This window comes from Gordonia liuliyuniae, assembly GCF_021739025.1.
GTDB lineage: Bacteria > Actinomycetota > Actinomycetes > Mycobacteriales > Mycobacteriaceae > Gordonia > Gordonia liuliyuniae.
Genome location: NZ_JAKKOT010000005.1, coordinates 317,763 through 331,287, shown reverse-complemented (window position 1 = coordinate 331,287; position 13,525 = coordinate 317,763). Strand labels below are relative to the sequence as shown.

11 protein-coding genes are annotated in these 13,525 nt (G+C 67.7%); 8 read left to right on the top strand and 3 right to left on the bottom strand.

Translation table 11 applies throughout. From position 1 onward, the window contains the following. The first annotated feature begins 157 nt into the window (after positions 1 to 157). Entirely contained in the window at positions 158 to 457 is a 300-nt protein-coding gene (locus tag L5G28_RS12390; RefSeq protein WP_237001801.1) for a hypothetical protein, read from the top strand. Positions 458 to 848: 391 nt separating this feature from the next. On the opposite strand, the gene L5G28_RS12385 is transcribed toward L5G28_RS12390, so the two are convergent. The 3 genes from L5G28_RS12385 to L5G28_RS12375 form a co-directional block, all read right to left on the bottom strand. Next, positions 849 to 1,895 (bottom strand): BtrH N-terminal domain-containing protein, encoded by a 1,047-nt coding sequence (locus L5G28_RS12385; RefSeq protein ID WP_237001800.1) that lies wholly within the window; start codon positions 1,893 to 1,895, stop codon positions 849 to 851. Continuing rightward, positions 1,888 to 2,217 (bottom strand): hypothetical protein, encoded by a 330-nt coding sequence (locus tag L5G28_RS12380; RefSeq protein ID WP_237001799.1) that lies wholly within the window; start codon positions 2,215 to 2,217, stop codon positions 1,888 to 1,890. Before L5G28_RS12380 ends, L5G28_RS12385 begins: the two co-directional genes overlap by 8 nt. Before the next feature lie 830 nt (positions 2,218 to 3,047). Next, positions 3,048 to 3,455, bottom strand: coding sequence for a DUF1428 domain-containing protein (locus L5G28_RS12375; RefSeq protein ID WP_237001798.1), 408 nt, complete (start codon positions 3,453 to 3,455; stop codon positions 3,048 to 3,050). A 239-nt stretch (positions 3,456 to 3,694) separates the two neighbouring features. Here L5G28_RS12375 and L5G28_RS12370 point away from each other — a divergent pair, with 239 nt between their 5' ends. From L5G28_RS12370 to L5G28_RS12340, 7 genes are all read left to right on the top strand, one after another. After that, on the top strand, positions 3,695 to 4,102 hold the full coding sequence (locus L5G28_RS12370) for an OsmC family protein (RefSeq protein WP_237001797.1): 408 nt from the start codon (positions 3,695 to 3,697) through the stop codon (positions 4,100 to 4,102). 4 nt (positions 4,103 to 4,106) lie between these two features. Beyond that, entirely contained in the window at positions 4,107 to 4,406 is a 300-nt protein-coding gene (locus L5G28_RS12365) for an acylphosphatase (protein WP_237001796.1), read from the top strand. A gap of 25 nt (positions 4,407 to 4,431) precedes the next feature. Beyond that, the gene (gene smc, locus L5G28_RS12360) at positions 4,432 to 8,025 is read left to right on the top strand and encodes a chromosome segregation protein SMC (RefSeq protein WP_237001795.1); all 3,594 of its coding nucleotides are present in this window, start codon (positions 4,432 to 4,434) and stop codon (positions 8,023 to 8,025) included. 14 nt (positions 8,026 to 8,039) lie between these two features. After that, a complete protein-coding gene (ftsY, locus tag L5G28_RS12355) occupies positions 8,040 to 9,470 on the top strand; it encodes a signal recognition particle-docking protein FtsY (RefSeq protein WP_237001794.1) in 1,431 nt (476 codons plus the stop codon). A 283-nt stretch (positions 9,471 to 9,753) separates the two neighbouring features. After that, positions 9,754 to 10,377 (top strand): TetR/AcrR family transcriptional regulator, encoded by a 624-nt coding sequence (locus L5G28_RS12350; RefSeq protein ID WP_237001793.1) that lies wholly within the window; start codon positions 9,754 to 9,756, stop codon positions 10,375 to 10,377. After that, positions 10,374 to 11,993, top strand: a complete 1,620-nt coding sequence (locus tag L5G28_RS12345) for an acyl-CoA dehydrogenase family protein (RefSeq protein ID WP_237001792.1) — start codon at positions 10,374 to 10,376, stop codon at positions 11,991 to 11,993. The genes L5G28_RS12350 and L5G28_RS12345 overlap by 4 nt, the downstream gene beginning before the upstream one ends. 155 nt (positions 11,994 to 12,148) lie before the next feature. Further along, the gene (locus L5G28_RS12340) at positions 12,149 to 13,483 is read left to right on the top strand and encodes an ammonium transporter (RefSeq protein WP_237001791.1); all 1,335 of its coding nucleotides are present in this window, start codon (positions 12,149 to 12,151) and stop codon (positions 13,481 to 13,483) included. The last annotated feature ends 42 nt before the right edge of the window (positions 13,484 to 13,525 follow it).

The following is a 13,525-nucleotide window of genomic DNA, read 5'->3' as shown; positions in this document are numbered from 1 at the left end:
ACGCCCGCCTTCACCGGCCAGTCGTCCCTGGACAAAGAACCGATCATGAACCGTCGATCCACACGCCTCGACACGGCTCGGGTCCGCGCGGCGAGAGAGGTGATCGACCCCGTCTTCCTCGACACGCCGCTGTACCGCTGCGAGGCGCTGGAGCCGGATGGACACCGAGCTGCTCACCGACGCGCTTGAAAACGCCGCCGCGGGTCTCAGGATCCTTGCGGGCGTCGATCGCCATGCGCGTCGCTCGCTCTTTGAGCTCGACGGGGTACTTGCGAGGTGCTGCCATGATGGCGGGTCCTTCCGGGTGTTCCTACCCTCCATCAAACCCGACACGATCCAGGTGATCCTCGGCATCATCACATCCCATGGACGATTCAAACGGGTTCATCGAACCAGATCGGAGAAGGCGAGTGGCCAGAGCAGAACAGAAACGCGCCAGCGCCATGGCGCTTCCTGATGTCACGGAGAAGTCGCACTTCGGCCGTCCCGCGTTCCGGATCGGAGAAGGCTGATTCTGAGCATCCACGCCGACCACAGGAGCCGTTCGTGATTGCTCACATTGATCACGGAGATGCCGGGGCACTTCCCAGCCGTTGTCGTGTTCGGCACAGCCCGCGGCCTCCTTGGCGGCCCGCGAGCAAGGTCTTCGGGCTGATGCTTTCGGGTCGGCCTCCGCGTTGCACCAGTGGAGCCGCGCGCGGCCCTCGGGCTCGAGATAGCCCAAGCGAGCAGAGTGCCCAGCCGAGCCAATATCGCCAAACAGGGTCGTTCTGAGCCCGGTCGCGACTTCTGGGACCGCGACCATCGCCGAAAGCGGCTAGTTAGGAGGACCGTGGGGAGTGGTCCGGTCAGGACTCCGCCAGGCAGGAGAGGGCAGTCATTGCCGATGTCTCGATCGTCGCGATGTCATCGAGTAGTTGACTCGCTTTGACGAGATGGTCCGGGCTACCCGTGGCACCGGCCTGCTCGATGAGTTCGGAAACGCTCGTCCAGAGCAGCGCGGATTCGGCGAAGAGATCCCTTCCCTGCTCCACGAGGTCCGCGCCCGGCTCACCTTCGAGCAGTCCCTGGCACTCCGCCAGGAAGTCTCGGTACAGGTTGCGGAACAGTGCGCCTCCGGTGCCCGCGCGTTCCATCATCGTGGAGATAACGGCGAGGTCGCGGCCGGGGTCCTCGACTCGATCGAACCACGACTGCACGCGCTTGGATGCTGTGCGGATTCCTCGGCTGCCGAGGTTGGCGATCGGGGGCGCTAGGAAGTCCGCAGCGCACGCGGTGATCGCGGGGATGATCGCCGGGATGATGTGCCTGCCATTCGTGTTCGACGCCGCGACCTTCACGGTGAAGGACCGGTGGCGGGCCGACATCGGCCCGCGTGCGGCTCGCGCCCTGGCCAGGCTCTCCAGGCTCGTGGACACGGATCCGCCCTGCTGTGCGGTGTCGACGAGATACGCCCGCTCGGCGTCGTAGCCGTACATGGCGACGATGTGACCGGCGAAGTGCACCCGGGATCCGAAGTACTCCAGGTCATGACTGTCGAGCTGTAGCCCTACCGGGATCCCATCGTCGATAGAGGAGCGGACCTGGTCCCAGGCCTTTCGTGCGGAGGTGGTCTCCTGCACGCGCAGTTTGAGCCCCAGCCGTTGGGTCAGGTTCTGGGTGAGCGCGAAGGGCTTCACCCTGCCGCCCAGGAAGGGCAGCTCCTGCTGCTTCGAGTCCCAGTAGATGAAGGACAGCCCGCTCCCCAGCCCGAAGAGCATCGGTTCGGAGAGGTCGAGTCCGGCGTGTCGCAGGAGCACGCCGAGCGCGGTGGTCTCGCAGTGTGCGCCGCCGGCCGCGGAGACTCCGTCGATGATCGTCGTGTCGGGCGGCTTGAGTTCGAGTTTGTCACTCATCGGATACCTGGACTCGTTCGGCGAGCCACGACCTTTCCGCCTCCAGGAGGCTGAGGGAGTAGGAGAAGACCTCACGCGCGGAGCGTGGCAGGGGAGATTGCGACCGCTCGGCGTCCATGACTGATGCGATCCTGGCCTCGAGCTGAGTCAGCCTGCTGCGTAGCGCCTCGTCGTAGGCGGGCTCCGTGATCAGCGGCAGGTTGGCAAGTCCGACCAGGACTGGATGTGGGACCGCCTGAAGATCGGCGATGACCGCAACGGCTTCGTCTGCTTCGATCTGACGCCCCTCGGCAGTGGCCTGGAACACCCGCCGAGACTTCACGCCAGAACGGTCCCCAACGGCGGCCTCGACGAGGCCGCGCCCGGACCGTCTGCAGTGGCGCACCACGGTGGTCTTCCCTGATCCGGCGGGCGCACGGCGAGGCGGAGGTCGCAGGAGCGTTGCTGGTCATCGTTCTCCTTTCGGCGTCATGCCCTCAAGCAGTGCGTCGCGGCGCGTGGCGCAGAAGCAGCCGACAAACACTCCCGCCGGGATTATGCCGATGCTGACGACAACGGCGAGGGCCGGGTGAACCTGGGGAAATATGTCGGCGAGCATGTTGCTCCCGGCGAGAGAGCCGAAGATCCCATCGCGTCACGAGGATGTCATTGTCGTAGTCCGGGTCGACGGTGGTATGGCGGACGACGACCTCTGCCCCGATGAGCTTGCGGCCCGCGAACGGACCAGGCAGCGGAGACTCGATCGTCCGTGGCAGCGTACGGTGCTGGCCGTCATCGCTCGTTGCCTTCCACATTCGTCGGAGCAGAGAGGACTTTTCCTGCCCGGCGGCCTCTTCAGCGCTCATGACTCGAACACCCAGGGCGAGTCCGCACGGAACGGTGGCGATCCGGGACCTGGGGTGACCGGTCCGCTCTCGACCAGCGCCGGATCCGTGCGCGGGACCAGTCCGTGGCCCGTCATCGTGCGGCCATAACGTGTCGGGATATATCTGTGCGGCGAGGTAGCTGGGGTGGCCTCGACGCGGGAGTACCCGTGCGCGCGATCGCAGCGGTGTGCTGTCACACGCCGCCTCCTTCCCGGCCGGATCAGGGATCGCCACGGTGCGATACGACTGTCGCGCGCTCCCGAACGGGCCGAACCTCGGCTCCGGCTTACTGCGAATCCACGCGCATCGCGATGGCGAAACTGTCGGCGGCCAAGCGGCTTCCGTCGAAGACAGGAGTCTCGTCGAGCGTGGCCACGACGCGAGGATCTCTGGTGGCAGCCGCTGTACCGCGGTCCCGGACCTCTCGTGACGGCCATTCCGTGACGGTTACGACTACGGACTCCGCGTCGGTCGCTCCGGCGATGCTCGCGATCCCCCGTAGTGCGCCAGGCGCATAGGTCGCCCCGTCGCAGTGAAATCCGGCCTGGTCTGCAGAGCGTTCTGCCTGCCAGTAGTCCACGATGTTCGTCGCCCCGTGCTCGCGGTAGACCTCTGCCATCCGGCGCGAGAACTCGAGGTAAGCATCCTTGCGTTCGCTGGGCACCGGCACGATGGTGATGTCGGCGAATGTCACGGGGCCTCCGTCGAGTCGAGGTTCTGTTCGCGGACAGCTCCTGCCCGTCGCACCTGGTCAGCCTAACGCCGCGAGGCGTGACGCGGCGATCGTCCGAGGAGTTCGGCCGCAGGTCTGCCGACGGTCGACGCCCGATTACGATTAGCCCGTGAACCGAGGAATCGATGCGACGGCGACGTCGTTGGAATCCTCAGGGCGAGTGAAGTCGCCCATTTCGAGACTGAAGGAGTCGTTCGGCCATGACTGATCTGTGGGTGCAGCGCACCGGGACCCGCCGGTACACCGGCCAGAGTTCGCGTGGCGCGGAGGTGCTCATCGGTTCGGAGGACGTCGACGGTGTCTTCACTCCCGGCGAGCTCCTGAAGATCGCGCTCGCCGCGTGCACCGGAATGTCGTCGGACCGGCCGCTGTCACGTCGTCTCGGCGACGACTACGACGCCACCGTCCGCGTGTCCGGTGCCGCCGACCGCGAGAACGAGGTGTACCCGGTGCTGTCGGAGACCCTCGAAGTGGACCTCTCCGAACTCGACCCGGAAGCAGCGCAACGCCTCCTCGTCGTCGTCGAGCGCGCCGTGGACAAGGTCTGCACCGTTGGACGCACCATCAAAGCGGGTGCGCAGGTCGACCTGACGATCGAGACGGACTGAGCCGATGGCCGAGGCGTCGGCGTCCCCGTCGGGTGCGCAGCGTGTGAGCGCGTGGGTGCACGGGCGCGTCCAGGGAGTCGGCTTCCGGTGGTGGACGCGGTCGCGGGCACTGGAACTCGGACTGGTCGGTTATGCGGCGAACCACGCGGACGGTCGGGTGCACGTCGTCGCCGAGGGGCCGCGGGGCGATCTCGACGCGCTGGTCGCCGCGCTGCGGTCGGGTGACACTCCGGGCCGCGTCGACCTCGTGGTCGAGGACTTCGCACCGGCGCGCGGAGACCACGCCACTTTCGTCGAGCGGTGACCTGCCGCAGGTAGACTGGCTGGTCGTGCACCTGAAGAGCCTCACCCTGAAGGGTTTCAAATCGTTCGCGTCGTCGACGACGCTGCGATTCGAGCCCGGCATCACGTGTGTGGTGGGGCCGAACGGGTCGGGCAAGTCGAACGTCGTCGACGCTCTGACCTGGGTGATGGGCGAACAGGGTGCCAAAGCGCTGCGCGGCGGAAAGATGGCCGACGTCATCTTCGCGGGTACGTCCGGCCGTGCGCCGTTGGGGCGTGCCGAAGTGACGCTGACCATCGACAACTCCGACGGCGCTCTCCCGATCGACTACTCCGAAGTATCGGTGACGCGGCGCATGTTCCGCGACGGCGCGGGCGAGTACGAGATCAACGGAACCTCATGCCGCCTCATGGACGTGCAGGAACTGCTCTCCGACTCCGGTATCGGCCGCGAGATGCACGTCATCGTCGGGCAGGGCCGCCTGTCGGCGATCCTCGAGTCCAAACCCGAGGATCGCCGCGCGTTCATCGAAGAGGCGGCTGGCGTGCTCAAGCACCGCCGTCGCAAGGAGAAGGCGGTCCGCAAGCTCGATGCGATGGCCGCGAACCTGGCTCGGCTCACCGACCTCACCACCGAGCTCCGCCGCCAGCTCAAACCGCTGGGCAGGCAGGCCGAGGTCGCGCGCCGGGCCGCGACCGTGCAAGCCGACCTGCGCGACGCTCGTCTGCGTCTGGCCGCCGACGACCTCGTCGCGCGCCGCACCGAGATGGCCGAGCACAGCAGCACCGAACAGGAGATCCGCGCAAGACAGGACGAGGTTGCGGCACAGCTGGACACCGCGACCACGGCGTTGACCCAGGCCCAGGAGCATCTGGCGCAGGTGGCGCCCGCCGCCGCCGAAGCGGGACGCGTCTTCCACCAGTTGTCCACCCTCCGTGAACGCGTCGACGGGACGTGCCGCGTCGCAGGCGAACGCACGACGCACCTCGCGAGCCCGGCGGCCGCACCCACCGGGCCCGACCCGGAAGAACTCGAAGCGCAGGCCGAACGCGCCGCGATGACCGAGGCCGAGCACCAGCAGACTGTCGAAGAGGCAGCAGAACGACTCGAGTACGCAACCGCCGCGCTGCAAGCGGCCGAACAGGCTGCGGCCGCGGCCGAACAGGCGCACATGGCGGCGGTGCGCGCCGTCGCCGACCGACGAGAAGGTCTCGCCCGGCTCGAAGGGCAGGCCGCGAACCTGCGCACCAAGGTCGAGTCGGTCGACGCCGAGACTGCGCGACTCACGGCGGCGATCGAGGCGGCGCACGAGCGGGCCGACGCCGCACAGGTCAGACTCGACGAGCAGGCGGCTGTCACCGCCGAACTCGAGTCGCGCGAGCAAGGCCTCGACGAACACCACGAACGTTGCATGGCCGCACTGGAGACGGCCAACACCGCCGTCGAAGAACTGCGGAAGACCGAGCGCGACGCCGAACACGCGATCGCGTCCCTGACCGCGCGCATCGAGGCCCTCGCGATGGGACTCGAACGCGGTGACGGCGGAGCCTGGCTGCAGGAGAACGCCGCTGACGGACTGCTGTCACCGCTGTCGGACCTGCTGACCGTCCACACCGGGTACGAGACCGCAGTGGCGTTGGCGCTCGGACCCGCCGTCGACGCGATCGCGACCGTCGACGGGCTGACCGCGGTGCGGGCACTCGCCGCGCTGCGCGACGGAGACGGCGGCCGGGCCGCACTGATCGTGGGCGGCCTGTCCGGTCGCACGCGCGCCGACCGGCCGACCGTGCCGTCGGGTGTCGTGTGGGCGCGCGACGTCGTCGACGCACCCCAATCGGTGAGCGGTGCCGTCGACGTCCTGCTCGGCGATGTCGTGATCGTCGACGATGCCGCACGGGGCCTGGATCTGGCGATCGAGCACGGCCTCGTCGCGGTGACCGCCGACGGCGACCGGATGTCCGCGGCCGCCGTGGAAGGCGGATCGTCGACACGTCCGTCGACCCTCGAAGTGCAGTCGGCGATCGACACCGCCACCAGTGATCTCGCTGTCGCGCGCACGACCGTCGAGACGTCCACGCACGAATTGGCGGCCGCGACAGCCGCGCAGGAGCAGGCGCAGGAGGCGGCCGAGGGGTCGCTCGCCGCGTTGAACGAGTCGGACGCGAACGTCGGCGCCGCCTACGAACAGCTCGGCCGACTCGGGATGGAGATCCGCGCCGCCAGCGGCGAAGCCGACCGTCTGACTCGCCAGCGGCGTCTCGCCGAAGAGGGCCGCGCCGACAATCTGACGGCGCTCACCGAAGTCGAGGACCGGCTGGCGCGTGCCCGCGACGAGAACGACGACCCGGACACGTCGACCGACATGGACAGCGAGATGCGTGAGGCCGCCGCCGCCGAAGTCGCCGAAGCGCGCTCGATCGAGGTCGAGACGCGATTGACGTTGCGCACCGCAGAGGAACGTCTCGGGTCGGTGCGGGGGAAGGCCGAGGGGCTTCGTCGCGCCGCGGTCAACGAACGCGCCAGCCGGGAACGACTCAAACGGCAGGACGCCGCACGCCGGTACGCGGCGGGCGTCGCGCGCGCGGTCGTCGACGCCGGAGCGCTGGTCGCCGACGCCGTCGTGCAAGCCGTCGACAACGCCGCTCGCGGTCGTGACGAACTCGAAGCAGTCCGGACCGCCCGCACCACCGAAGTCGACGAGCTCCGCCGACTCGTCGACGAACTGACCGCCACGATGAACCAGCTCCGCGACGCCGTCCACCGCGACGAGATCGCGAAAGCTCAAGCCGCGCTGCGCATCGAACAACTCGAAGAACAGGTCCTCGAACAGTTCGCGATGGCGCCGGACGATCTCGTCGCCGAGTACGGGCCCGACGTTCCGATGCCGCCGTCCGAACTCGAGATGCGCGAATACGACGAGGCGAAAGCGCGCGGCGAGCAGGTCGTCGCGCCCGCGCCGATGCCGTACGACCGGGCCACGCAGGAGGCGCGCGCCAAGAAAGCCCAGAAGGACCTGACCACACTCGGCAAGGTGAATCCACTGGCGCTCGAAGAGTTCGCGGCCCTCGAAGAGCGGTACACGTTCCTGTCGACGCAGCTCGAAGACGTCAAACAGGCGCGCGACGACCTCCTCGACGTCGTCGCCGACGTCGACGCCCGCATCCTGCAGGTGTTCACCGACGCCTACACCGATGTGGAGAAGGAGTTCTCCCAGGTGTTCTCGACGCTCTTCCCGGGCGGCGAAGGACGACTCGTCCTCACCGATCCGACGGACATGCTGACCACCGGCGTCGAAGTCGAAGCACGACCGCCGGGCAAGAAGGTGAAACGCCTGTCCCTGCTGTCCGGCGGCGAGAAGTCGTTGACCGCGGTGGCCATGCTCGTCGCGATCTTCCGCGCCCGACCGTCCCCGTTCTACGTGATGGACGAGGTCGAAGCCGCACTCGACGACGCCAACCTGCGTCGACTCATCAGCCTGTTCGAGCAGTTGCGCGAGAAGTCGCAGCTGATCGTCATCACCCACCAGAAGCCGACCATGGAGATCGCCGACGCGCTGTACGGCGTGAGCATGCGCGGCGACGGCATCACCCAGGTCATTTCGCAACGACTCCGCGGAGTCGACCTCGCACCCTCCACCTGAAAGGCATCCTTCCAGTGAGCACAGAAGTCCTGATCGGCATCATCGTCGGAGTGGTCGCTCTGATCGTCCTGATCGGCGTGGCCGGTTATCTGGTCAACCGCAGACGACAGATCTCGATCTCCGACAAGTCTGCCGACCAGATGGAGGCGACCGACGGCACCACCCGTGAAGTCGACCGGTCCGGCGGATACCAGGCCGGTTCCGGATTCAACTTCAGTCAGGGCGGCGCCGGATCGGCGACGCTGGACAGGCCCGAGCCGAAGCGCGAACCCGAGCCGAAGCCAGAATCCGCCCCGGAGCCAGAACCCGCCCCGGAGCCGGAGCGTGATGTCGCTTCCGAAGCCGACGAGTCCCCAGAGTCGGAAACCGACACCGCTGTAGTACCCGAGCCGGCCGTCGAGCCCGAGGCTGCTGTCGAGCCCGAGGCTGCCGTCGAACCCGAGGCTGCCGTCGAACCCGAGGCTGCTGTCGAACCCGAGCCTGCCGTCGAACCTGAGCCGGTGCCCGACGCGAAGCTCGACGAGATCGAACCGACTGCGGGCCGTCTGTCGCGTCTGCGCGGCCGACTGTCGCGGTCGCAGGGCGCGATCGGCGCCAGCGTCCTCGGTCTGCTCGGTGCAGGCGATCTCGACGAGGACTCGTGGGAGGAGATCGAGGACACCCTGGTCATGGCCGACCTCGGCACCGACGCCACCGGAGCCGTCGTTGAACGCCTGCGTGAGGAACTGGCCGCAGGAAAGGTGCGGACGGCCGACGACGCGCGTGCCGCGCTCAAGCGGATCCTCGTCGAACAGTTGCGTCCCGAACTGGATCGGTCGGTCAAGGCGCTGCCGCATGCGGACGGGCCCGCGGTCGTCCTCGTCGTCGGTGTCAACGGCGTCGGCAAGACGACAACCACCGGCAAACTGGCGCGCGTCCTCGTCGCCGACGGCCGCCGGGTCACGCTCGGCGCGGCCGACACGTTCCGCGCTGCGGCAGCCGATCAGCTCCAGACGTGGGGCGAACGCGTCGGCGCGGGCATCGTCCGCGGCAGGGAGAGCGCCGACCCGGCCTCGGTGGCGTTCGACGCGGTCAGCAAGGGGATCGACGACGGCGTCGACGTCGTCCTCATCGACACCGCGGGCCGGCTGCACACCAAGGCCGGGCTGATGGACGAGCTCGGCAAGGTCAAGCGCGTCGTCGAGAAGAAGGTCCCCGTCGACGAGGTGCTGCTGGTGCTCGACGCGACCGTCGGCCAGAACGGCCTGATGCAGGCCAAGGTGTTCGCCGAGGTCGTCTCCCTGACCGGCGTGGTCCTCACCAAACTCGACGGCACGGCTAAGGGCGGCATCGTCTTCCGCATCCAAGAGGAGCTCGGCGTACCGGTCAAGCTGGTCGGTCTCGGCGAAGGCGCCGACGACCTCGCCCCCTTCGAGCCGGAGGCGTTCGTCGAAGCTCTGCTGTAGCAGCACTCACCGCAACCTCAGCTCTGTCACCACAACCTCACTTAGCTCACCGCAACCTCAATGCGTCGTAGCAGCCTGCGCTCAGGCGGCTACGACGCATTCAGTATGCGACGACCTAGGTGAGGGTGCGGCAACGTAGGTGAGGGTGCGGAAACGTAGGTGAGGGTGCGACGACAGAGTTGAGGCTGCGGCTCGCGTTCGTCCTTCCTCGGCGTGCGTGGTCGTCGTCACCTGTGGTAAGAATTGAAACAGGATTCAATGTTTCGATCGGCGGGAGACGACCGTGCCGTACCGGCCCACCGAGCAGACTCGGCGCAGTGCGCAGGCCAAGCGTGCCGCGATGCTCGCGGCCGCACGTGGGCTGGTCGCCGACGCGGGATTCTCGGCGGCGACGGTCACCGCGATCGCGGAGGGCAGCGGCGTCAGCGTCGGATCGGTGTACTCGTACTTCGACAACCGCGACACACTGCTCGCCGAAGTATTCCGGGACGCCGCCGAGTACGAGTTCGCGCAGGTGTCGGCGGCCGTCGAAGCCGCGGACGGGCCGATCGCTCGACTCGACGCGCTCATCTGCACCTTCGCCGACCGTGCACTCCGCGGGCGACGTCTCGCGTGGTCGCTGTTGTTCGAACCGGTGATCCCTGCGGTCGACACCGAACGACTCCGGCTGCGTCGCTGGTACCGCGAGCTCTGTGTCCGAGTCATCGCCGACGGTGTCGCCGCGGGCGTGTTCGCCGATCAAGATCCAGACGTCACCGCGTCCGCGCTGCTCGGCGCGATCTCCGAGTCGCTCGTCGGAGTGCTCGACCCCGACATGCCAGATCCCGACCTACTGATCGCCACAATCCGCGCCTTCTGCTTCCGAGCACTCGGCGCACTCCCGCCACCGGAGAAGGAGAAGTCATGACCGCCACCCACGAGGTCTTCAACCAGGCGTCGCCGCGCGTCGACGTCAACGAGTACACGAGCAATCTGCCCCTGGTCGAGGCCGTCCACGCCTACGGTGCCGACTGGGCGAGCGGCGACCTCGCCGAAGCAGGCGCCCTCGTCGGACGGGCCGACTTCCAACGCGATGCCGAACTAGCCAACACGATCACCCCGGTCCTGCACACTCACGACCGGTGGGGAAATCGGGTCGACGAGATCGAGTTCCATCCCGCCTACCACCGCATCATCGGCGACGCGATCGCGCACGGCGCGCACACGAGCTGCTGGGACGACCCACGTGCGGGCTCACACGTCGCACGCGCTGCGATGTTCACTCAGTTCGGTCAGATCGAACCCGGCCATGCGTGCCCGGTGAGCATGACGCACGCGGTGGTCCCGTCGCTGCGCGTCGACCCCGACCTCGCACAGCAGTGGATCCCGCGGACACTGTCACGCGACTACGACCCGTCACTTGCCGACCCGGCGAAGAGCTCCGCCATCTTCGGCATGGCGATGACCGAGAAGCAGGGCGGCTCCGACGTGCGTGCCAACACCACGCGTGCCGTCTCGAACGGCGACGGAACCTACCGGATCACCGGGCACAAGTGGTTCTGTTCGGCTCCGCAGTCGGATGCCTTCCTCGTCCTCGCCAAGACCGAGCCCGGCGTCACCTGTTTCGTCGTGCCACGCACCCTGCCCGACGGGACACGTAACGTGTTCGCGATCCAGCGACTCAAAGACAAGCTCGGCAACAAGTCGAACGCGTCCTCGGAGGTCGAGTTCTCCGACACGGTGGGTTGGCGGCTCGGCGACGAGGGGGCCGGTGTCCGCACCATCATCGAGATGGTCAATCAGACCCGCCTGGACTGTGCGCTCGGCAGCGCCGCGGGCATGCGGCAGTCGGTGGCCGAAGCCGCCTGGCACGTCCGTCACCGTGCGGCGTTCGGTGCGACACTGATCGACCAGCCGGCGATGACCGCGGTGATCGCCGATCTGCAACTCGAAGCCGAGGCCGCCACGTGGACGGCGATGCGTCTGGCCGCGGCCTACGACGACGACTCCGTGCAGTCGCAGGCGTTCCGTCGTCTCGCGACGGCGGTCGGCAAGTACTGGGTGTGCAAGCGCGGCCCCAACCATGCCTACGAGGCGCTGGAATGCTTGGGCGGCAACGGTTACACCGAGGCGTTCCCGCTCGCCCGCAGGTTCCGAGAACAGCCTGTCATGGCGGTCTGGGAGGGGTCGGGCAACGTCATCGCGCTCGACGTGCTGCGCGCGATGGTCCGGGACCCGTTGTCGGTGGAGGCGCTCGACGCCGAGTTCGAGCTCGCGCTCGGGCAGCACCGCGGCTACGACCTCCATGTGGAACGAACACGCAAGATCGTCGCGCAGGCGGCGGCCGATCCGACGAGTGCCCCGGCGATCGCGCGTCGTCTCACCGAGTCGTTGGCGTTGGCGTTGCAGGGGTCGATCCTGATCCGGCAGGCTCCGTCGTTCGTGGCGGACACATTCGTCTCCGGCAGGCTCGAGGACGCCGGCCAGATGTACGGGGTGCTCGACTCCCGGCTCGACCTGAACGCGCTCGCCGCCCGGGCCTGAACCGCGCACGAGCAGGAGCGACGCGCGTAACGCGCCCGAAACCTGCCGCGTCCACGGTTGACGCCCGCGAAACACGAGGGCACCGACAGCGCAACGTGAGCGCGACAAAGTTTCCTCACACGTCGACAACCGACGAGTGAGGAGGCCTGCGAGAAGTGAATGCAGCATTGCCGGACGAAGTGTTCGGCTCCATCGACACCGGGAACACCGCCTGGGTCATCATGAGCGCGGCGCTCGTGCTCTTGATGACACCGGCGCTGGCGTTCTTCTACGGCGGACTGACCCGAGCCAAGTCGGTCCTGAACATGATGATGATGTCGTTCGCCGCGCTCGGCGCGGTGACGATCGTCTACGTCCTGTGGGGATTCTCGATGTCGTTCGGCAACGGGCTCACCGGGTCCGACGACATCGCGGGCATCTTCGCCAACCCGTTCGCCCTGTTCGGCTCCGACCAGTTGACTCAGACGCGTGACGTCGCGGGGGAGACCCAGGTCGTGGTCTGGGGGAGCACCGGCATCCCGGCGATCGTGTTCATGGCGTTCCAGTTGACGTTCGCGGTCATCACCGTCGCACTCATCAGCGGTGCGGTGGCCGAACGCGTCAAGTTCGGCACCTGGGTCGTGTTCAGCGTGCTGTTCGCGACCATCGTGTACTTCCCGCTGTCGCACATGGTGTGGGGCGGCGGACTCCTATCGGGCGACGAGCACGGATTCGCCTCGTGGATGTTCGGATCCACTGACGGCGAAGCGAACGTCGTGCCGATCGACTTCGCGGGCGGCACCGTTGTCCACATCAACGCAGGCATGGCAGGTCTGATCCTGGCGCTCGTCGTCGGACGCCGCCGCGGCTTCGGACGGACCGCGTACCGTCCCCACAACATTCCGTTCGTGATGCTCGGCGCCGCACTCCTGTGGTTCGGCTGGATCGGCTTCAACTCCGGTTCGGAGCTCGCTGCGGACGCGACCGCAGGCCTCGTGTGGATCAACACCGCAGCCGCGACCGCGGCCGCGATGGTCGGCTGGTTGGTCGTCGAATGGTTCCGGGACAAGCACGCGACCAGTGTCGGCGCAGCGTCCGGTGTGGTCGCCGGGCTCGTCGCCATCACCCCGGCGTGCGGTGCGCTGACCCCCGTCGGCTCATTGCTCCTCGGTCTGGTCGCGGGCGCACTGGCCGCCGTCGCCATCGGCCTCAAGTTCAAGCTGGGGTTCGACGACTCCCTCGACGTGGTGGGCGTGCACCTGGTGGCGGGGCTCTGGGGCACGATTGGCATCGGCTTTCTCGCCAAGGAATCCGGTCTGTTCTACGGCCACGACGCCCGTCAGCTCGCCGTCCAGACCGTCATCGCGTTGGTGGCCCTCGCCTTCACCGCAGTGCTGACGACGGCCATCGCGTTCGTCCTCAAGCCGCTCGGCTGGCGCGTCGACCGCGAAGCAGAACTGACCGGCATCGATGCCGCCGAGCACGCGGAGAGCGCGTATGAGACCGCATGAATTCGCCGAACACGTTGCAGTCTCACGTGACTCGCGCATTAG

Bases quoted from the DNA above. Each gene is read 5' to 3' on its own strand.
- L5G28_RS12385 (WP_237001800.1), bottom strand. From the start codon at position 1,895: ATGAGTGACAAACTCGAACTCAAGCCGCCCGACACGACGATCATCGAC.
- L5G28_RS12370 (WP_237001797.1), top strand. From the start codon at position 3,695: ATGACTGATCTGTGGGTGCAGCGCACCGGGACCCGCCGGTACACCGGC.
- L5G28_RS12365 (WP_237001796.1), top strand. From the start codon at position 4,107: ATGGCCGAGGCGTCGGCGTCCCCGTCGGGTGCGCAGCGTGTGAGCGCG.
- L5G28_RS12345 (WP_237001792.1), top strand. From the start codon at position 10,374: ATGACCGCCACCCACGAGGTCTTCAACCAGGCGTCGCCGCGCGTCGAC.
- L5G28_RS12390 (WP_237001801.1), top strand. From the start codon at position 158: ATGGACACCGAGCTGCTCACCGACGCGCTTGAAAACGCCGCCGCGGGT.